This window comes from Lacinutrix jangbogonensis (assembly GCF_000797445.1).
In the GTDB taxonomy this organism is placed as follows: domain Bacteria; phylum Bacteroidota; class Bacteroidia; order Flavobacteriales; family Flavobacteriaceae; genus Lacinutrix; species Lacinutrix jangbogonensis.
This window is the reverse complement of record NZ_JSWF01000013.1, coordinates 1-15,776: the sequence shown is the minus strand read 5'-3', so window position 1 is coordinate 15,776 and position 15,776 is coordinate 1. Positions and strand designations below refer to the sequence as shown.

Sequence of the window (15,776 nt, the reverse complement as noted above, 5' to 3'; positions counted from 1 at the left end):
ATCTTAATGGTGATAACGTAATAGACAATGAACAAGACAGTTCTACCTGTTATGAAACAGCAGAGATCACCCTACAAGTCAATCCAATGCCATCCTTTACTTTAGAGGCTGAGTATTTATTATGTATCAATACTAATGGTACAGAAATTATAAATTCGCCAGTAATAGACACAGGCTTAGATGCTACATTATATACTTTTGTATGGTCATTAGAAGGCATAGTATTACCAGGTGAAACAGGTTCAAGTATAGCGCCAACAAGCGGCGGTACTTATAGTGTTATAGCTATAGATAATGCTACAGGATGCGCAAGTATACCAGTAGACACTTTTGTAACAGTAAGCGAGCCACCAGTAATAGATGCAGAAGTAACAAGCTTAGCCTTTGCAGACCAACACGATATTGCAGTAACAGCAAGTGCAAGCGATGCTACAAACAACTCCATAGCAATATACGAGTTTAGTCTAGATGGCGGTAGTTGGGAAACCAACGAGCCAAACGATAGTATGTACACGTTTACAGATGTTGCAGCAGGACAGCACACCATAACAGTAAGAGATAGGATAGGTTGTGGAGAAAGTACAATAACTATTATGGTTATGGATTACCCACATTACTTTACACCAAATGGTGATGGTTATAATGATACTTGGAACATATATGCAATTGGTAACCAACCAGATGCTGTGATTTACATCTTCGATCGTTATGGAAAGCTACTAAAACAATTAAGCCCAACAGGCGCAGGATGGAATGGTACTTATAATGGCAATCCAGTACCAACAAGCGACTACTGGTTTACATTAGAATACAGAGAGCCAAGCACAGATGAAAAGAAATCGATACGTGCTCACTTTACGTTGAAGAGATAAAAGAAATAATAATTAAATATAAAAACATTTGAACATTTGCCTAGATGTATTAGTTTAATATTTTGTGTACAAAAATATTTGTAAGTTTATATAAAAAATTGAAATGAGAACCCGAGATCTATTCTTAATATTCATATTATTTTTTCTTCATTTTGAAGTAAAAGGGCAAGACATTTCAATATTTCAACAGTTTAATGGTCGTTACGATTATTTGGCTATTGGAAACACCCTAAATCAAGCAGAAAACAACATAGTAGGTAGTTTTTGTGAAACCCTACCTTCATCTCAAGCGAATCTTAACGTAGATCCTGCTTCAACAATAATAGCTGCTTATTTATATTGGGCTGGTTCTGGCTTAGGAGATACAGAAGTTTCATTTAATGGCACACAAGTTACAGCCGAAGACACCTATAATACCATTTTTACAGATCCTACATTTGGTGATTTAAATTATTTTTCTTGTTATGCAAACATTACAAATCAAATATTAACTGAAGGCAATACAAATTACACACTTTCGGATTTAGATATTTCGGAAACTTTAGCAAATAGTCCAGGTCATTGTGGCCGGCGTACAAATTTTGCAGGTTGGAGTTTGTATGTTATTTTTGAAAATAACAACCTACCATTAAATCAAGTAAATCTATTTCAAGGTTTAGAAATTATCAATAGAAACGTTACCGAAAAAACAATTTTACTAGATAATGTAAATGTTCTTGATAACGATAATGCAAAAATTGGCTTTTTAGCTTGGGAAGGAGATAATGCTCTAAACTTTGGCGAAAGTTTATCCATAAACGGAAACATTATTTCTAATCCTCCTTTAAATTTATCAGATAATGCTTTCAATGGAACAAATACCTTTACAAATTCGGATACCTTTTACAATGCCGATTTGGATGTTTATAACATAGAAAACAATATTGCCATTGGCGACACTCAAGTAGAAATTAAATTAACGACAGGTGCAATAAATCCAGACACTGGTGGTTTTAGTGCCGATTTAATAATAATTAATAATATTATCACTGTTTTAAATAGTCAGTTGCCAGATGCAACAATTGCTATAGACACGGTAAATGCCAGCTGTACTTCAAGAGAAGTAACAATTAATTATACCATTTACAATACAAATAGTACAGATTCTTTGCCTACAAACACACCAATTGCAATTTTTATTGAAGATCAACTAATTGGACAGACCGAAACTGAAAATAGTATTCCAATAGGAGGCAATGAAAATGGGATAATTACCGTTGAAATCCCAGCTACTTTTCTAGATAATTTCCTCCTAATTATTATCGTAGATGATGATGGTTTTGGAAATAGTACAGTTATTGAAATTTTAGAAACAAACAATACAGACGAAACAGCAATTACTTTATCTCCTGAACCCGTCTTTACTAATCTAACTAATCTAGAATTGTGTGATATAGGTTTTAACACTGCATTTTTTAATTTAAATGATGCCGTATTAGAAATAGATGAAACAGCTTATTTCAGCTTCAGTTTTTATGAAACACTTCAGGATTTAGAACAAAACACGAATAGTATTATTAATCCAGAAAATTACCAATCTCTAACGAACTCGCAATCCATATATTTAAGCGCTGAAAAAAACAGCTGTTTTGACATCTTCATCTTTCAACTTAATACAGAGAATTGTCCTCCACATATTCCTGAAGGTTTTTCTCCAAACAATGATGGATATAATGACTTTTTTAATATTAGAGGACTCTATACTGTATTCGAAAATCATGAATTATTAATCTATAGTAGATATGGGAATCTTATTTTTAAAGGTAACGACGAACTAAAATGGTATGGTGCTTCAAATCAAGGAATTAACAAAGGGAAACTAGCTCCAACAGGAACTTATTTTTATCTATTAAAACTAAATGACAATAATTACCGTAATTATAATGGATGGGTTTATTTAAATCGATAAAAAACTTGTGTACAAGCTAATAAACGTTATTTTTATACATTTCATCTATATTATTATTACGTTAAAGCTTAGATTAATTGACATTACACATCAAAAAATGAAGTATAATTTTCTAACATTATTAATATTAATCTCTGCGCTGAGTGTTACACATGCGCAGCAAATAACAATAGATGATTCTCAAACACCAGAGCAATTAATTAATGCTTTAGTAGATGGCTGTGTTGATGCATCAAACATCTCTAGCCTTGTAAACGGGAGTGTTAATGGTTTTTCTAGTTATGGTTTTTTTCAAAAAGGCACTTCCAATTTCCCTTTTGAAAATGGAATAGTTTTATCTTCAGGAAATGTGAATTCTGCTGGAAATGCTCAAAACACAAACCCTCTTAACGAAGGCGAGACCTCTTGGCAAACAGATCCTGATTTAGAATCTGCTTTAGGTATTAATAACACGTTAAATGCAACTTCGATAGAATTCAATTTTATTTCTGCAACCAGTAGCATCAATTTTAATTACATTTTAGCCTCTGAAGAATACTTTGCCGATTATCCATGTAACTATTCTGATGGTTTTGCTTTTTTAATAAAAGAAGCTGGAACCGCACAACAATATCAAAATATCGCAACTATCCCGGGAACAACGACTCCTGTAAACACAAGTACTATTCATGAAGAAATTGTTGGGATTTGTAATGCCGAAAACGATACGTTCTTTGAAGGTTATAATATTGGAGACACCAATTTTAATGGAAGAACAACAGTAATGTCTGCTTCGGCAACTATTATTCCAAATGTAGAATACAATATTAAATTAATAATAGCAGATCAAACTGATAGAAATTTTGATTCTGCAGTATTTATAGAAGCCAACAGTTTTAATAACAGTGTGGATTTAGGTCCAGATTTTTCAACCTGCGATGCTTCAACTACCCTCAATGCAGAAACTAATAATCTACAGGCCACTTACGAATGGTTTTTAAATGACACTATTATTAATGGAGAAACGAACAGTTCTTTAATCGCAACAAGCTCTGGATCTTATGTCGTAATAATAACAATACCTTTTAATGGATCAACATGTACTTTTGAAGATGATATTGATATTGTTTTAAATTCCACCCAGACAACACCTGAACTCCCTAATTTTATAAAATGTGATGATGCTAGTAACGATGGCGTTGAAAATTTTGATTTAACAACACTCAATACTCAAGTTGAAGCTAATATTCCTGCATCAAACTACACGATATCATATCATATATCTAATGAAAATGCAATAAATAACATAAACGGTTTTAATGCTATAGATAATTCTGGAAGTCCACAAACGATTCATATTCGTGCTATCGATATAATCTCTGGTTGTGTATACATTTCAACAGTAAATTTAATAGTAAATCCTTTTCCTATTATTTCACCACCTGGAAACATAGAAGTATGTAGTGACGGAAGTGGCGATGTTTTTCTTACAGACACTGATGCAGAAATAACCAATAGCAATTCAAATTATAGTGTAACCTATCACTACTCCCAATTAGATGCAGATACTGGAGCAAATGCAATTGCGTCACCATACACACCCTTAAATACAACAGAACAGTTATTTATTAGAGTTTTAGATATTACTACTGGTTGTGTCGCTTTTACTAATATTACTGTAGAAGCCCTAGACAGTCCAGATGTAGACCAAAGTACACAACAAATAGATGCTTGTGAATTGGACGATGACGGATTTGAAATTTTCGATCTAACAAGTGTTATCATTGATGTTTTGCAGGGCGCAACAAATGTTACTGTTAGTTATCACCTTACTCAGGAAGATGCAGATAACGATGTTAATCCTATTTTAGATCCAACACAATTTCAAAACACAGTAGAAGAATTTCAAATTGTTTTTATAAGAATTGAAAATAATAACAATTCGTGTTACGAAATTGTACCTATAGAAGTACACGCTAACATTTTGGAAACTGGCACAAATATTAGAGACTTTGATACTTGCGATGAAGCTCCAGATGATGGTCAAGGTGATTTCGATTTAATGGCTATTACTGTTATTATTGCAAACGACTTAGAAGATGTAACAATAACGTATTATGAAACCGAAGAAGACTTGAATAATAATACAAACCCAATAGACGACACCATACCTTTCGAAACTCAAACTAATTCACAACTGTTGTACCTTTTAATTGAAAATTCAGATTGTTCAAATCCTGCACAAATTCTATTAAATGTTTTCGATTCTGTAACTATTATAAATGACGCTCCTGTTACATATTGTGATACTGACGACGATGGCTTAACCTCTGTTGAACTTGCTTCATTCAATACTGTAGTTAATGTTGATATTAATAATCCATCTGTTTCTTATTTTGAAACTGAATTAGATGCCGAAGACAATACAAACATATTACCTCCTTTTTACGATAATCCCGTAAACCCTTTTACTGTTTATGTAAGAGTTTCAAATGATGACTCAGGATGTTACGATATTAAACCTTTAGAAATAGAAGTACTTCCCTCGCCTTCTATAAATACGCCTACAGATTTTGTTATTTGTGATGATGATCAAGATGGTTTATCTATTATTGATTTAACAACTAGAAATACTGAAATAAACACAGAATCTACTACAGTAATTTCATATTATATATCTCAAGAAGATGCTAATAACACGAGCAACGAGATCACAAATAGTACAATTTACAATGCTGCAACTTCAACTGTTTATGCTAAAGTAGAAAACAACACTACAGGATGTTATACCTTAGTTCCTGTAATTATAATTATTAATACATTACCAAATTTTCCAATAATTTCAGATTTCGCAAATTGTGAAACAGATGGCAACCAAATAGCAGATTTTATTCTAGCAGATAAAGATGTCGAAATTCTAAATGGGCAACCGGACAAAGAAGTCTCATATTATACAAATGCCGTTGATGCCAATTCTGGAATAAATTTTATAGATAAAGACAACATTTTTAATAATTCATCGCAAATACAAATTATTCATGTGCGTGTAGAGAACATATCAGACACTAGTTGTTACGGTGTTTCTTCTTTCGTTATAAAAGTTGGATCAGATCCTATTTATAATGCACCTCAAGATGTTAATGCCTGTGACGACAACTCTAACGATGGTTTTGAAACCTTTAGCTTAGACGATACAACACAAGAAATTATAGCTGGTAGTACAGATAACTTAACGGTTACCTATTATTTAAATGATTTAGATGCACAAAACGAAACGAATGCAATAGTTGGCGATTCATTTACAAATACAGTTAACCCGCAAACACTTTTTACAAATATAAATAACGGCACTTTTTGTAAAGCTATTGCTACTTTTCAGTTCAATATAATACAAGTTCCAATAATTGGGAATGCACCAAATTTAGTGCAATGCGATACAGATAATGATGGGTTTGTAATTTTCGATTTAACACAGGTTGAACTAGATGTTGTTGCTATAAGACTAAATAACACTATAATAAATTATTATGCTAATGAAGAAGATTTACTCGCTAATTCAAATCAAATTACAAACCCCGAAACTTATACTAATGTTTCTAATCCACAAACGGTTTACATAGAAGTATATAATACTATTTCTAATTGTGGAGCTTCAGTTCCTTTTGAATTAATAGTGGATTTACCTCCCGAAATAGAACCTATTATCGATTACGATACTTGTGAAACAACAGATAACAGTTTTGATTTAACGCAAACAATAGAGGCATTAATTGGAACACAGCAAAATGTGACGCTTACCTTCCACTCTAGTTTTGCTAATGCTCAAAACGCCGTAAACGCCTTAAATACGGATTATACTTACACAACCAATAACGACACTATTTATGTTCGAGCAGAATTTAGTGCAACTGGCTGTTTTATTACAAGTTCATTTACACTAAGAGTTAACGCGCTACCAGTTTTAAATTTACAAGATTTAGAAGCTTGTGATGATGATTTTGATAGTATTCTAGTTTTCGATTTATTACAACAAACAACTATTCTTATCGGTAGTCAAAATCCAGATATTCATACTGTCTCATATTTTGAAACAGAAATAGACGCCTTAAATAACACCAATCCCATTTCAGATTTAAACTACGTTGTAGACAACGAACATTTACTTTATGTTGGTATAGAAAACACAACTACAAATTGTTTTTTAACAGGAAGCTTTACTATTTATGTGCTTAGAAAGCCAGAAGTAGAGATTACAGATCAAGTGGTATGTATTGATAATTTACCATTGGTTGTTTCAGCAGAAACTAACGAATCTACAGATGTTTATTTATGGTCTACAGGAGAAACATCTGCAGTAATAGATATTGTTTCTATTGGTAATTATTCAGTTACGGTTACTTCCACTTTTGGCTGTACAACAACTTCAAATTTTAATGTAATTGCTTCGCAGCAAGCATTAGCAGATTTTGATGTGTCACCAGCTTTTCAAGATCCGCATACAATAATTGTAGAAACTACGGGTATTGGCAATTATGTCTATCAATTAGACGATAATGAACCACAAACATCTAACATTTTTACTAATGTCCCTATTGGTGTACATTACATCACGGTAATAGATCTTAATGGTTGCGAGCCAACACCACCAAAACAAATTTTTGTAATTGATGCACCACAGTTTGTAACACCTAATGGAGATGGCTATTTCGATACTTGGCACATAACTGGTGTAAGCCAGTTAGAAGGCACTGTAATTAAAATCTTTGATCGTTTTGGAAAGCTTTTAAAAGTCTTAAGACATTTTGATTATGGTTGGGATGGACAATACAATGGAAACTTAATGCCCGCAAGCGATTACTGGTTTGTAGCAGATGTTGTTTTCGAAGGCGAAAAGTTTGAAATAAAAGGACATTTTACTTTACGTTTATAACACGGCTTTAACATTAATTTCACTTTATATAATTAGGTTCTTCATTATCTTTGCATGCTGTTGTTATGATAAAGAAAACTTTTATATTACTTTTCCTTTTTACTATAATCTCTGTAAATGCGCAAAACATTTCAGTAGACAGTCAAACCTATACACCACAGCAACTTATAGAAAATATTTTAATAGATAGTAACTGCATTTCTAATGTACAAGTTACCAATACTGTTGGCGGTGATTTTGGAGGAAGCGATCAGAGTTTTGGTTTTTTTAATGCTATAGGAACAACATTCCCTTTTCAAAATGGTATTGTATTAAGTACTGGAAGTCTTGCCAATGTTCCTGGTCCAAACGATAATTTAAGCGATGATGATGCTACAGACTGGATAGGTGATTCGGATCTAGAAATAGCGTTACAAGAAACAAATACTACTAACGCAACTATTCTAGAATTCGATTTTACAACCTTGGCAAACCAAATAAGTTTTCGTTATATTTTTGCTTCCGAAGAATACCAAGAAGGCAATTCAAATACATGTAATTTCTCAGATTTGTTTGGCTTTTTAATAAGACCAGCCAGTGAAACAGATTATACAAATATAGCTCTAGTTCCGGGCACACAAACACCAGTAAAAGTAACAACAGTCCATCCAGAGATTCCTGGCGGTTGCGAGGCAGAAAATGAAATCTATTTTGATACGTTTAATGACGCTGTTGCTCCTATAAACTTTAATGGCCAAACTCGTATTTTAACAGCAACAGCTAATATAATACCTAATATAACTTACCATGTAAAATTGGTTATTGCAGACGAGCAAAACTTCCGTTACGATTCAGCTGTATTTCTTGAAGCAGGTAGTTTTCAATTAAATACAGATTTGGGTATAGATAGACTTTTTACAACAAATAATGCTATTTGTGGTTCTGAGACGATTACTTTAAACGCAACTCAAACTGGAACACCAACCTACAAATGGTTTAAAGATAGTATAGAGCAAACGTCCCAAACATCAAACACACTTGATGTCACAACAACAGGAACTTATAATGTAGAAGTGACCTTGGATAATGGTTGTATTTCTTATGGAGAAGTTACCATAGAATATGCACCAATACCAAATACAACTAACACCACACTTTTTGAATGCGACAGCAATCAAGATGGCTTGACAACTTATAACCTAATTAATGCATCAAATGTTATAACAAATAGTGCTCCAGATATAGGTGTTATAGACTTCTACACCTCTTTCACAGATGCCGAAATGGCAATTAATCCCATTTCAAATCCTAATAATTTTGATAATACTAGTGTATTACAAACGGTCTATGCTTTAGTACTTAACCAAGTATCTGGCTGTAAAACTATAGCTGAAGTAATTTTAGACATCTCTACAAACACCTTAACATTACAAAATGTAGAGGCTTGCGATGATGCCATAGTAGATGGTTTTTCAACCTTTAATTTAAATGACGTTATAACCGAAATTCAACCACAAATTCCAGCAAATGCAACAGTAACATTTTACACTACAAGTGCAGATGCTTTTGCCGAAACGAATAGTATAAATGGAAACTTTAGTAATACAGTTCAAGATTCGCAAACCATATTTGCAAAAATAACTACAGACACCAACCAATGTTATGCTATTTCAGCGTTAACGCTTAATATCCTATTCACACCACAATTACTGGAAGACGAATCATTTTTATATTGTTTAAACAATTTTCCAGAAACTATTACTCTAGTTGGTGGTATTACAAACGATATTCCTAACAACCACTATTACCAATGGTTCTATAATAGCACAAATACAGGTATTACGACTCCCTTTTTTGAAGCCAACCAAATTGGAATCTACACAGTAATTGTTACAGATCCCAATGGATGCTCTAATTCTAGAGATTTAACATTAGTACCATCTAATGCTCCAACAATAGATAATTTAGAATTCACAGAACTCACAACAAATAATACAGCAACTATTACAGTTTCTGGGGAAGGTGATTATGAGTTTGCTATTGATAACGACTTCGGATTTTATCAAGACGGCAATACCTTTTCGAACATAGAACCAGGTTTTCATACCATTTATGTTCGCGATAAAAATGAATGTGGTAACACTTCTATTGCATTCTCCATATTAGGTTTCCCTCAATACTTCACGCCTAATGGAGATAATATAAATGAGATTTGGAAACCTTATGGAACGTCAAGAGACTTTAATTCTAATTTAGAGCTTCTTATTTTTAATCGTTTTGGTAAACTATTAAGTAAAACAACGTCTCTAAAAGGCTGGAACGGACAATTAAATGGTTTTAACTTACCAAGTAATGATTATTGGTATATTATCAACCACTCTAATGGCACCCAATATAAAGGGCATTTTAGTTTGGTAAGATAGCCTAGTTTTGTAATTTAGTTTTGAACACGCAATTGTGTTTAATTTAAAATAAACATTATGAATAAAACGAAATACCCAAGATCATTTTCTCACATAGGTATTACAGTCCCTGATATTAATAAAGCGGTTAACTTTTATCAAGAAGTAATGGGATGGTATATAATCATGTCGCCTTCAAAAGTCAAGAAGGAAAGTGAAACAGCAATTGGGCAAATGTGTATTGATGTTTTTGGTGAAGCATGGGAAGAGTTCGAAATTGCTCATATGTCTACCTCAGATGGCATTGGGATCGAATTATTTTCTTTTCCACATGGTGTTAAAGAGGCACAAGAATTCAATCCTTTTAATACTGGTCTTTTTCATTTTTGCGTTCAAGATCCTAATATTGAAGATTTAACTAAAAAAATAGTTGAGCATGGTGGAAAACAACGCATGCCAATACGCGAATATTATCCTAACGAGAAACCTTATAAAATGGTTTATGTTCAAGATCCTTTTGGCATTGTATTCGAAATTTACACACACAGTTATGAGCTTACTTATTCTTCTGGAGCTTATCAAAAATAAAACAGACAGAAAACGCGTTTTGCAACATTTAGGTAACAACTTACTACTGCTTTATTAATATAAAATTATAGAGGTCAGTATATAAATACGTATCTTAGACTGAACAAATACGGCATATAATGGAGATATTTACAGGACAAAACCTTCTAGAGTTTACTGAACGTTTTAAAACAAACGAGGATTGTAAGGAATACTTAGCTATTTTAAAAGCTGAATCGGATTATAAGTGTTTAAAATGTGCTCATTCTTCCTGTCAGAATCGCAAAGATTTTGCGAGACAATGTAATATTTGTGGCCATATAGAATCAGCTACTGCAAATACGCTTTTTCATAAGGTTAAATTTGGTGTGAGAAAAGCATTTTTCATATGCTTCGAGATGTCAACTGGCACAAAAAGTTTGTCAGCTAGTTACATGGGTGTCCGTTATGGTATCACTGAAAAAACAGCAAGATATTTTATGCTTAAGGTACGAGAAGCCATGTCTTCAAGTGGCAATTTTCCTATGGATGGAAATGTACATGTTGATGAATTTGTTCTTGGTGGAAAGGAAAAGTTGGTAGAAGTTATGATGGAAAGAAAAAGAAAGCAATAACTGCTGTCCAGCTTACTCAAGACGGAAAAGTAAAAAGAATGTATGCTATGAAAATAGATGACTTTTCTGCACAATCTCTTCAGCATATTTTTGTAAATCACATAAGTCGTAAAGCTAAGGTAAAGACAGATAAATGGAAAGGATATAGGCCAATTGCAAAAGCATATGACATTACACAGATCGAAAGTAATAATGGTATGAACTTTAAGGCATTACATACAATGATACATCAAGTCAAATCGTGGATAAGAACAACGTATTCTTGGGTGAGCGACCATAATCTTAATCGATATTTTAATGAATTTTGCTTCAGAATAAATAGACCTCAAAGCAAGTCGACAATATTCAACAATCTTATCAAGAGAATGGTCAAAACTGATAAAATATATCAGGTTGATTTTATAGGTAAATAACTACTGACCTCTATAAAATTATTCATATATTCCGTAAATTTGATTTCTGTTATTTTTACGAAATTTAGAATCTACAATTCATAATGAAACAAAATAGATTCCTGCTTTTTCATGAATGACAGTAATTTTGCAATTCAGAATATTGAATAATCGCTCTTATTTTTTTTTGCATTTGCAATACTAAACTAGAATTAACACTATCAAATTAAAAATGACTCTAATAGACTTCATAATTGGCGCATTATTAGCGAATGCAATGCCTCATTTAATTTTCGGACTTACCAAAACTCATTTTCTCGGTATGTTTGGATATAGCCCGAAAGCCAATATATTGTATGCTATAATTCAATTTATTCTTTGCATAATACTATTCTACTTAAATTACGGATATAAAGACCTCATGGAAAACGGGTATTTAATTGGTGGCATTACGGTACTTGGATTATATTTTATCTTCGGAAGATTTTTAGTTAAGTTTTATGGAAAGAAAAAGTAATCAATATCAAATAACTGAGTAAAAACAATCTCAAAACCTTAACGCTTCATTAAAACAAAACTCTTTTTTATTCCGTAATTTTGATTTTTATCATTCCTGCAAAAGCAGGAATCCACAATTCAAAATAAAACAAAATAGAGTCCTACCTTCGTAGGGATGACAGTAATCATGAAATTCAAAATACAGTCAGAATTCAGTCCAACAGGAGATCAACCAACTGCAATAAAGCAATTGGTAAATGGGTTAAACGCTAAAGAAAAATACCAAACTTTACTTGGTGTTACCGGATCTGGAAAAACATTTACAGTTGCCAATGTTATTGAAGAAACACAAAGACCAACTTTGGTTTTGGCACATAACAAAACACTTGCAGCACAATTGTATAGCGAGTTTAAACAGTTTTTTCCAGAAAATGCTGTCGAGTATTTTGTCTCTTATTACGATTACTACCAACCAGAAGCCTACATACCAACTTCTGGTGTTTATATAGAAAAAGATTTGTCTATTAATGAGGAGATTGAGAAAATGCGATTGAGCACGACCTCTTCTCTACTTTCTGGCCGACGCGATGTTATAGTAATAGCTTCAGTATCGTGTTTATATGGTATTGGAAACCCTGTAGAGTTTCAAAAAAATGTAATATCAGTAGAACGCGACCAGCAAATTTCACGAACAAAATTACTGCATCAATTGGTGCAAAGTTTGTATTCGCGAACAGAAGCAGATTTTAAACATGGTAATTTCAGAATAAAAGGAGATACTGTAGATGTATTTCCAAGCTATGCTGATGATGCTTTCAGAATTCATTTTTTCGGTGATGAAATAGAGTTGATAGAACAATTCGATATTCAAACTAATGAAGTGATTGAGGAATACGAAAGACTAACTATCTATCCGGCAAACATGTTTGTGACTTCTCCAGATATTTTACAAGGCGCCATAAAAGATATTCAAGACGATTTAATAAAACAGTATGATTACTTTAAGGAAATCGAGAAGCATTTAGAAGCGAAAAGACTTAAAGAACGTACAGAGTTTGATCTGGAAATGATTCGCGAACTGGGTTATTGTTCTGGTATCGAGAACTACTCGCGCTATCTTGATGGCAGAATGCCAGGCACAAGACCATTTTGTTTATTAGATTATTTTCCAGACGATTTCTTAATGGTTGTAGACGAAAGTCACGTCACCATTTCACAAGTACATGCCATGTATGGTGGCGATTACAGCAGAAAAGTGAATTTGGTCGATTATGGTTTTAGACTGCCTGCCGCAATGGACAACAGACCATTAAAATTTGAAGAATTTGAGGCCTTGCAAAATCAAGTCTTATACGTGAGTGCAACTCCTGCAGATTACGAACTTCAAAAAACCGATGGTGTTTATGTAGAGCAAGTTATTAGACCTACAGGTTTACTAGATCCTATTATAGAAGTACGACCGAGTTTAAACCAAATAGATGATTTAATTGAAGAAATACAACTGCGTATCGAGAAAGACGAACGTACTTTAGTCACGACTTTAACCAAGCGAATGGCTGAAGAATTAACAAAATACTTAAGCCGAATAAGCATTCGCGTAAATTACATTCATAGTGATGTGGATACTTTGGAACGTGTACAAATAATGCAAGATTTACGTAAAGGTATTTACGATGTTCTAGTTGGTGTGAATTTACTACGTGAAGGTTTAGATTTACCAGAAGTGTCTTTAGTTGCAATCTTAGATGCAGATAAAGAAGGCTTTTTACGTTCGGCAAGATCATTGACGCAAACCGTTGGTCGTGCTGCAAGAAACCTAAACGGAAAAGCAATTATGTATGCTGATAAAGTAACCAAAAGCATGCAGAAAACTATCGACGAAACCGAATACCGACGCGAAAAACAAATTGCTTACAATACCGAAAACAATATGGTACCAAAAGCCCTAAATAAAAGCCTAGATAGCGCTTTAGGAAAAAACTCTGTAAGTACTTATAGTTACGAATTGGAAGCTGCTCGTGCTGCAGAACCAGAAAGCGAGTATTTAACAAAAGGTGAATTAGAAAAGAAAATACGCGAAAAACGTAAACTCATGGAGCAAGCGGCAAAAGCGTTAGACTTTATTATTGCTGCAAAATTGAGAGATCAAATAAAAGCGTATCAAGGAAAGCTTGAAGTGTTATAACAGTGGTCTATTTTTGAATTATTAAATTATCTGTTTTACTAATATTGAGGAATTCAATTAGATGCGCGCATAGAGTAAACATAAAAAACCCAAGTGTATTCAACTTGGGTTTTTTAATATAATTATTGAATTAAATTATTTAATTAGTTTTAATAAACCCGCTACAGAATTAGACATTACAATACCTGGTAATTTTATAGGAGAACCTATTTGTGCTAGGAATGTTCCATTTACTTCCCCTCTTTTATACGATGTAAATCCAATTCTGTATAAACCTTTTGTTAATGCTTTCAAAGGATCACCTACTTGACTTTCATAGCGTAAAAGTGAATTATACTTACTACCGCTAGGTTGTTTAGGCATGTCACCACTATCATCATTTCTTGCAAGCGTAGTCCAAGTTGTATTTTCTGAATCCGTAATTACGTCTTTGGTAAACACACTCGATCTTTCTAAAGTAATATAGGTGTCAAAATAGTCTTTTGAACCTTTATTTTCTTCATATCCAGCTCCCATAATTGCATTTTTAGTTTTAGCTTTTCCAACAGGAGAAATCATTCTTAGTCCTAATTCAGGTGCAACCGCGGGAACCCATAAATAGATGTAGTAAAATTTCTTTCCATCTTTTATTTCGTTTTCTGTGCCTGGAGACGCATGCCCTAAATAACTAATGACATCTAAATAAGGTACTCTTTTAGTCACTGGACCCATTTTCTTTTCAATTGAACTTCCGAACGCTTTTAATTTTTGAGCACTGCTTGTGCCAACAGCGAATAAAAAAATTAATAGTAAACTTACATTTTTAATTGATTTCATGTTGTTTTGTTTTTATCTATTTGGTTAGTTATTTAGTTGATATAAAATCGCACAAACACCTAAACATGTTCATTTTAAGCGCTTTACATCATTATAATTTAGCGAAAATAAATGAAAAAGTCAAATCTAAAAAGTTGCCAAAATAGTATTGGTAGAAAAATCACACACCTTTTAATGAAGTATAAATACTATTAAAATGATTTCGTTTATATAAAAATGAGTAGATTTACACTCACTTAAAACTACTAATACATGACAAATAACGACATCTTTAAAAAATTAAGAGTAGCCCATAAGCTTAGGGATACAGATATTGTAGCCGTTTTAGAACTTGTAGATTTTAGAATTACAAAAAGCGAATTAAGTGCATTTTTTAGAAAGGAAGACCATCCTAATTATGTTGAATGTGGTGACCAAATTTTAAGAAATTTTCTAAATGGTTTAATTATCCATCTTCGCGGACCAATGCCTAAAAAAGGAGAAGAACCTAAAAAAGAAGTTTCAAGAAAAGTAAAGCCAAACCCGTACAATAATAAAAAGAATTTCAATAAACCTAATAACAAAAAAAGAGCAACGATTAAGTTGCTATACGTG

At 32.9% G+C, this 15,776-nt stretch carries 9 protein-coding genes and 1 pseudogene; 9 read left to right on the top strand and 1 reads right to left on the bottom strand.

Translation table 11 applies throughout. The features are described 5' to 3' along the window. From RH82_RS00705 to uvrB, 8 genes and pseudogenes are all read left to right on the top strand, one after another. The coding region (locus RH82_RS00705; protein ID WP_034057252.1) for a T9SS type B sorting domain-containing protein at nt 1-872 on the top strand (872 nt) is incomplete at its 5' end. A gap of 103 nt (nt 873-975) precedes the next feature. Further along, nucleotides 976-2,820 carry a gliding motility-associated C-terminal domain-containing protein gene (locus tag RH82_RS00700; protein ID WP_034057251.1) on the top strand — a complete coding sequence of 615 codons (1,845 nt, stop codon included), beginning with the start codon at nt 976-978 and terminating at the stop codon, nt 2,818-2,820. A 97-nt stretch (nt 2,821-2,917) separates the two neighbouring features. Continuing rightward, entirely contained in the window at nt 2,918-7,729 is a 4,812-nt protein-coding gene (locus tag RH82_RS00695; RefSeq protein ID WP_034057250.1) for a T9SS type B sorting domain-containing protein, read from the top strand. A 65-nt stretch (nt 7,730-7,794) separates the two neighbouring features. After that, on the top strand, nt 7,795-10,131 hold the full coding sequence (locus RH82_RS00690) for a T9SS type B sorting domain-containing protein (RefSeq protein ID WP_034057249.1): 2,337 nt from the start codon (nt 7,795-7,797) through the stop codon (nt 10,129-10,131). Between the two features lie 57 nt (nt 10,132-10,188). After that, complete coding sequence (locus RH82_RS00685) at nt 10,189-10,698, top strand: lactoylglutathione lyase family protein (RefSeq protein ID WP_034057248.1); 510 nt, start codon at nt 10,189-10,191, stop codon at nt 10,696-10,698. Between the two features lie 119 nt (nt 10,699-10,817). Beyond that, nucleotides 10,818-11,704: pseudogene (locus RH82_RS00680) on the top strand (IS1595 family transposase). A 211-nt stretch (nt 11,705-11,915) separates the two neighbouring features. Beyond that, on the top strand, nt 11,916-12,200 hold the full coding sequence (locus RH82_RS00675) for a hypothetical protein (protein ID WP_034057247.1): 285 nt from the start codon (nt 11,916-11,918) through the stop codon (nt 12,198-12,200). 168 nt (nt 12,201-12,368) lie between these two features. Further along, on the top strand, nt 12,369-14,366 hold the full coding sequence (gene uvrB / locus RH82_RS00670) for an excinuclease ABC subunit UvrB (protein WP_034057246.1): 1,998 nt from the start codon (nt 12,369-12,371) through the stop codon (nt 14,364-14,366). Nucleotides 14,367-14,501: 135 nt separating this feature from the next. On the opposite strand, the gene RH82_RS00665 is transcribed toward uvrB, so the two are convergent. Beyond that, nucleotides 14,502-15,182, bottom strand: coding sequence for a LipL32 family surface lipoprotein (locus tag RH82_RS00665; RefSeq protein ID WP_034057244.1), 681 nt, complete (start codon nt 15,180-15,182; stop codon nt 14,502-14,504). A gap of 252 nt (nt 15,183-15,434) precedes the next feature. Here RH82_RS00665 and RH82_RS00660 point away from each other — a divergent pair. After that, nucleotides 15,435-15,776 (top strand): DUF1456 family protein (locus RH82_RS00660; RefSeq protein WP_052158134.1); only part of this gene is annotated, 342 nt, incomplete at its 3' end.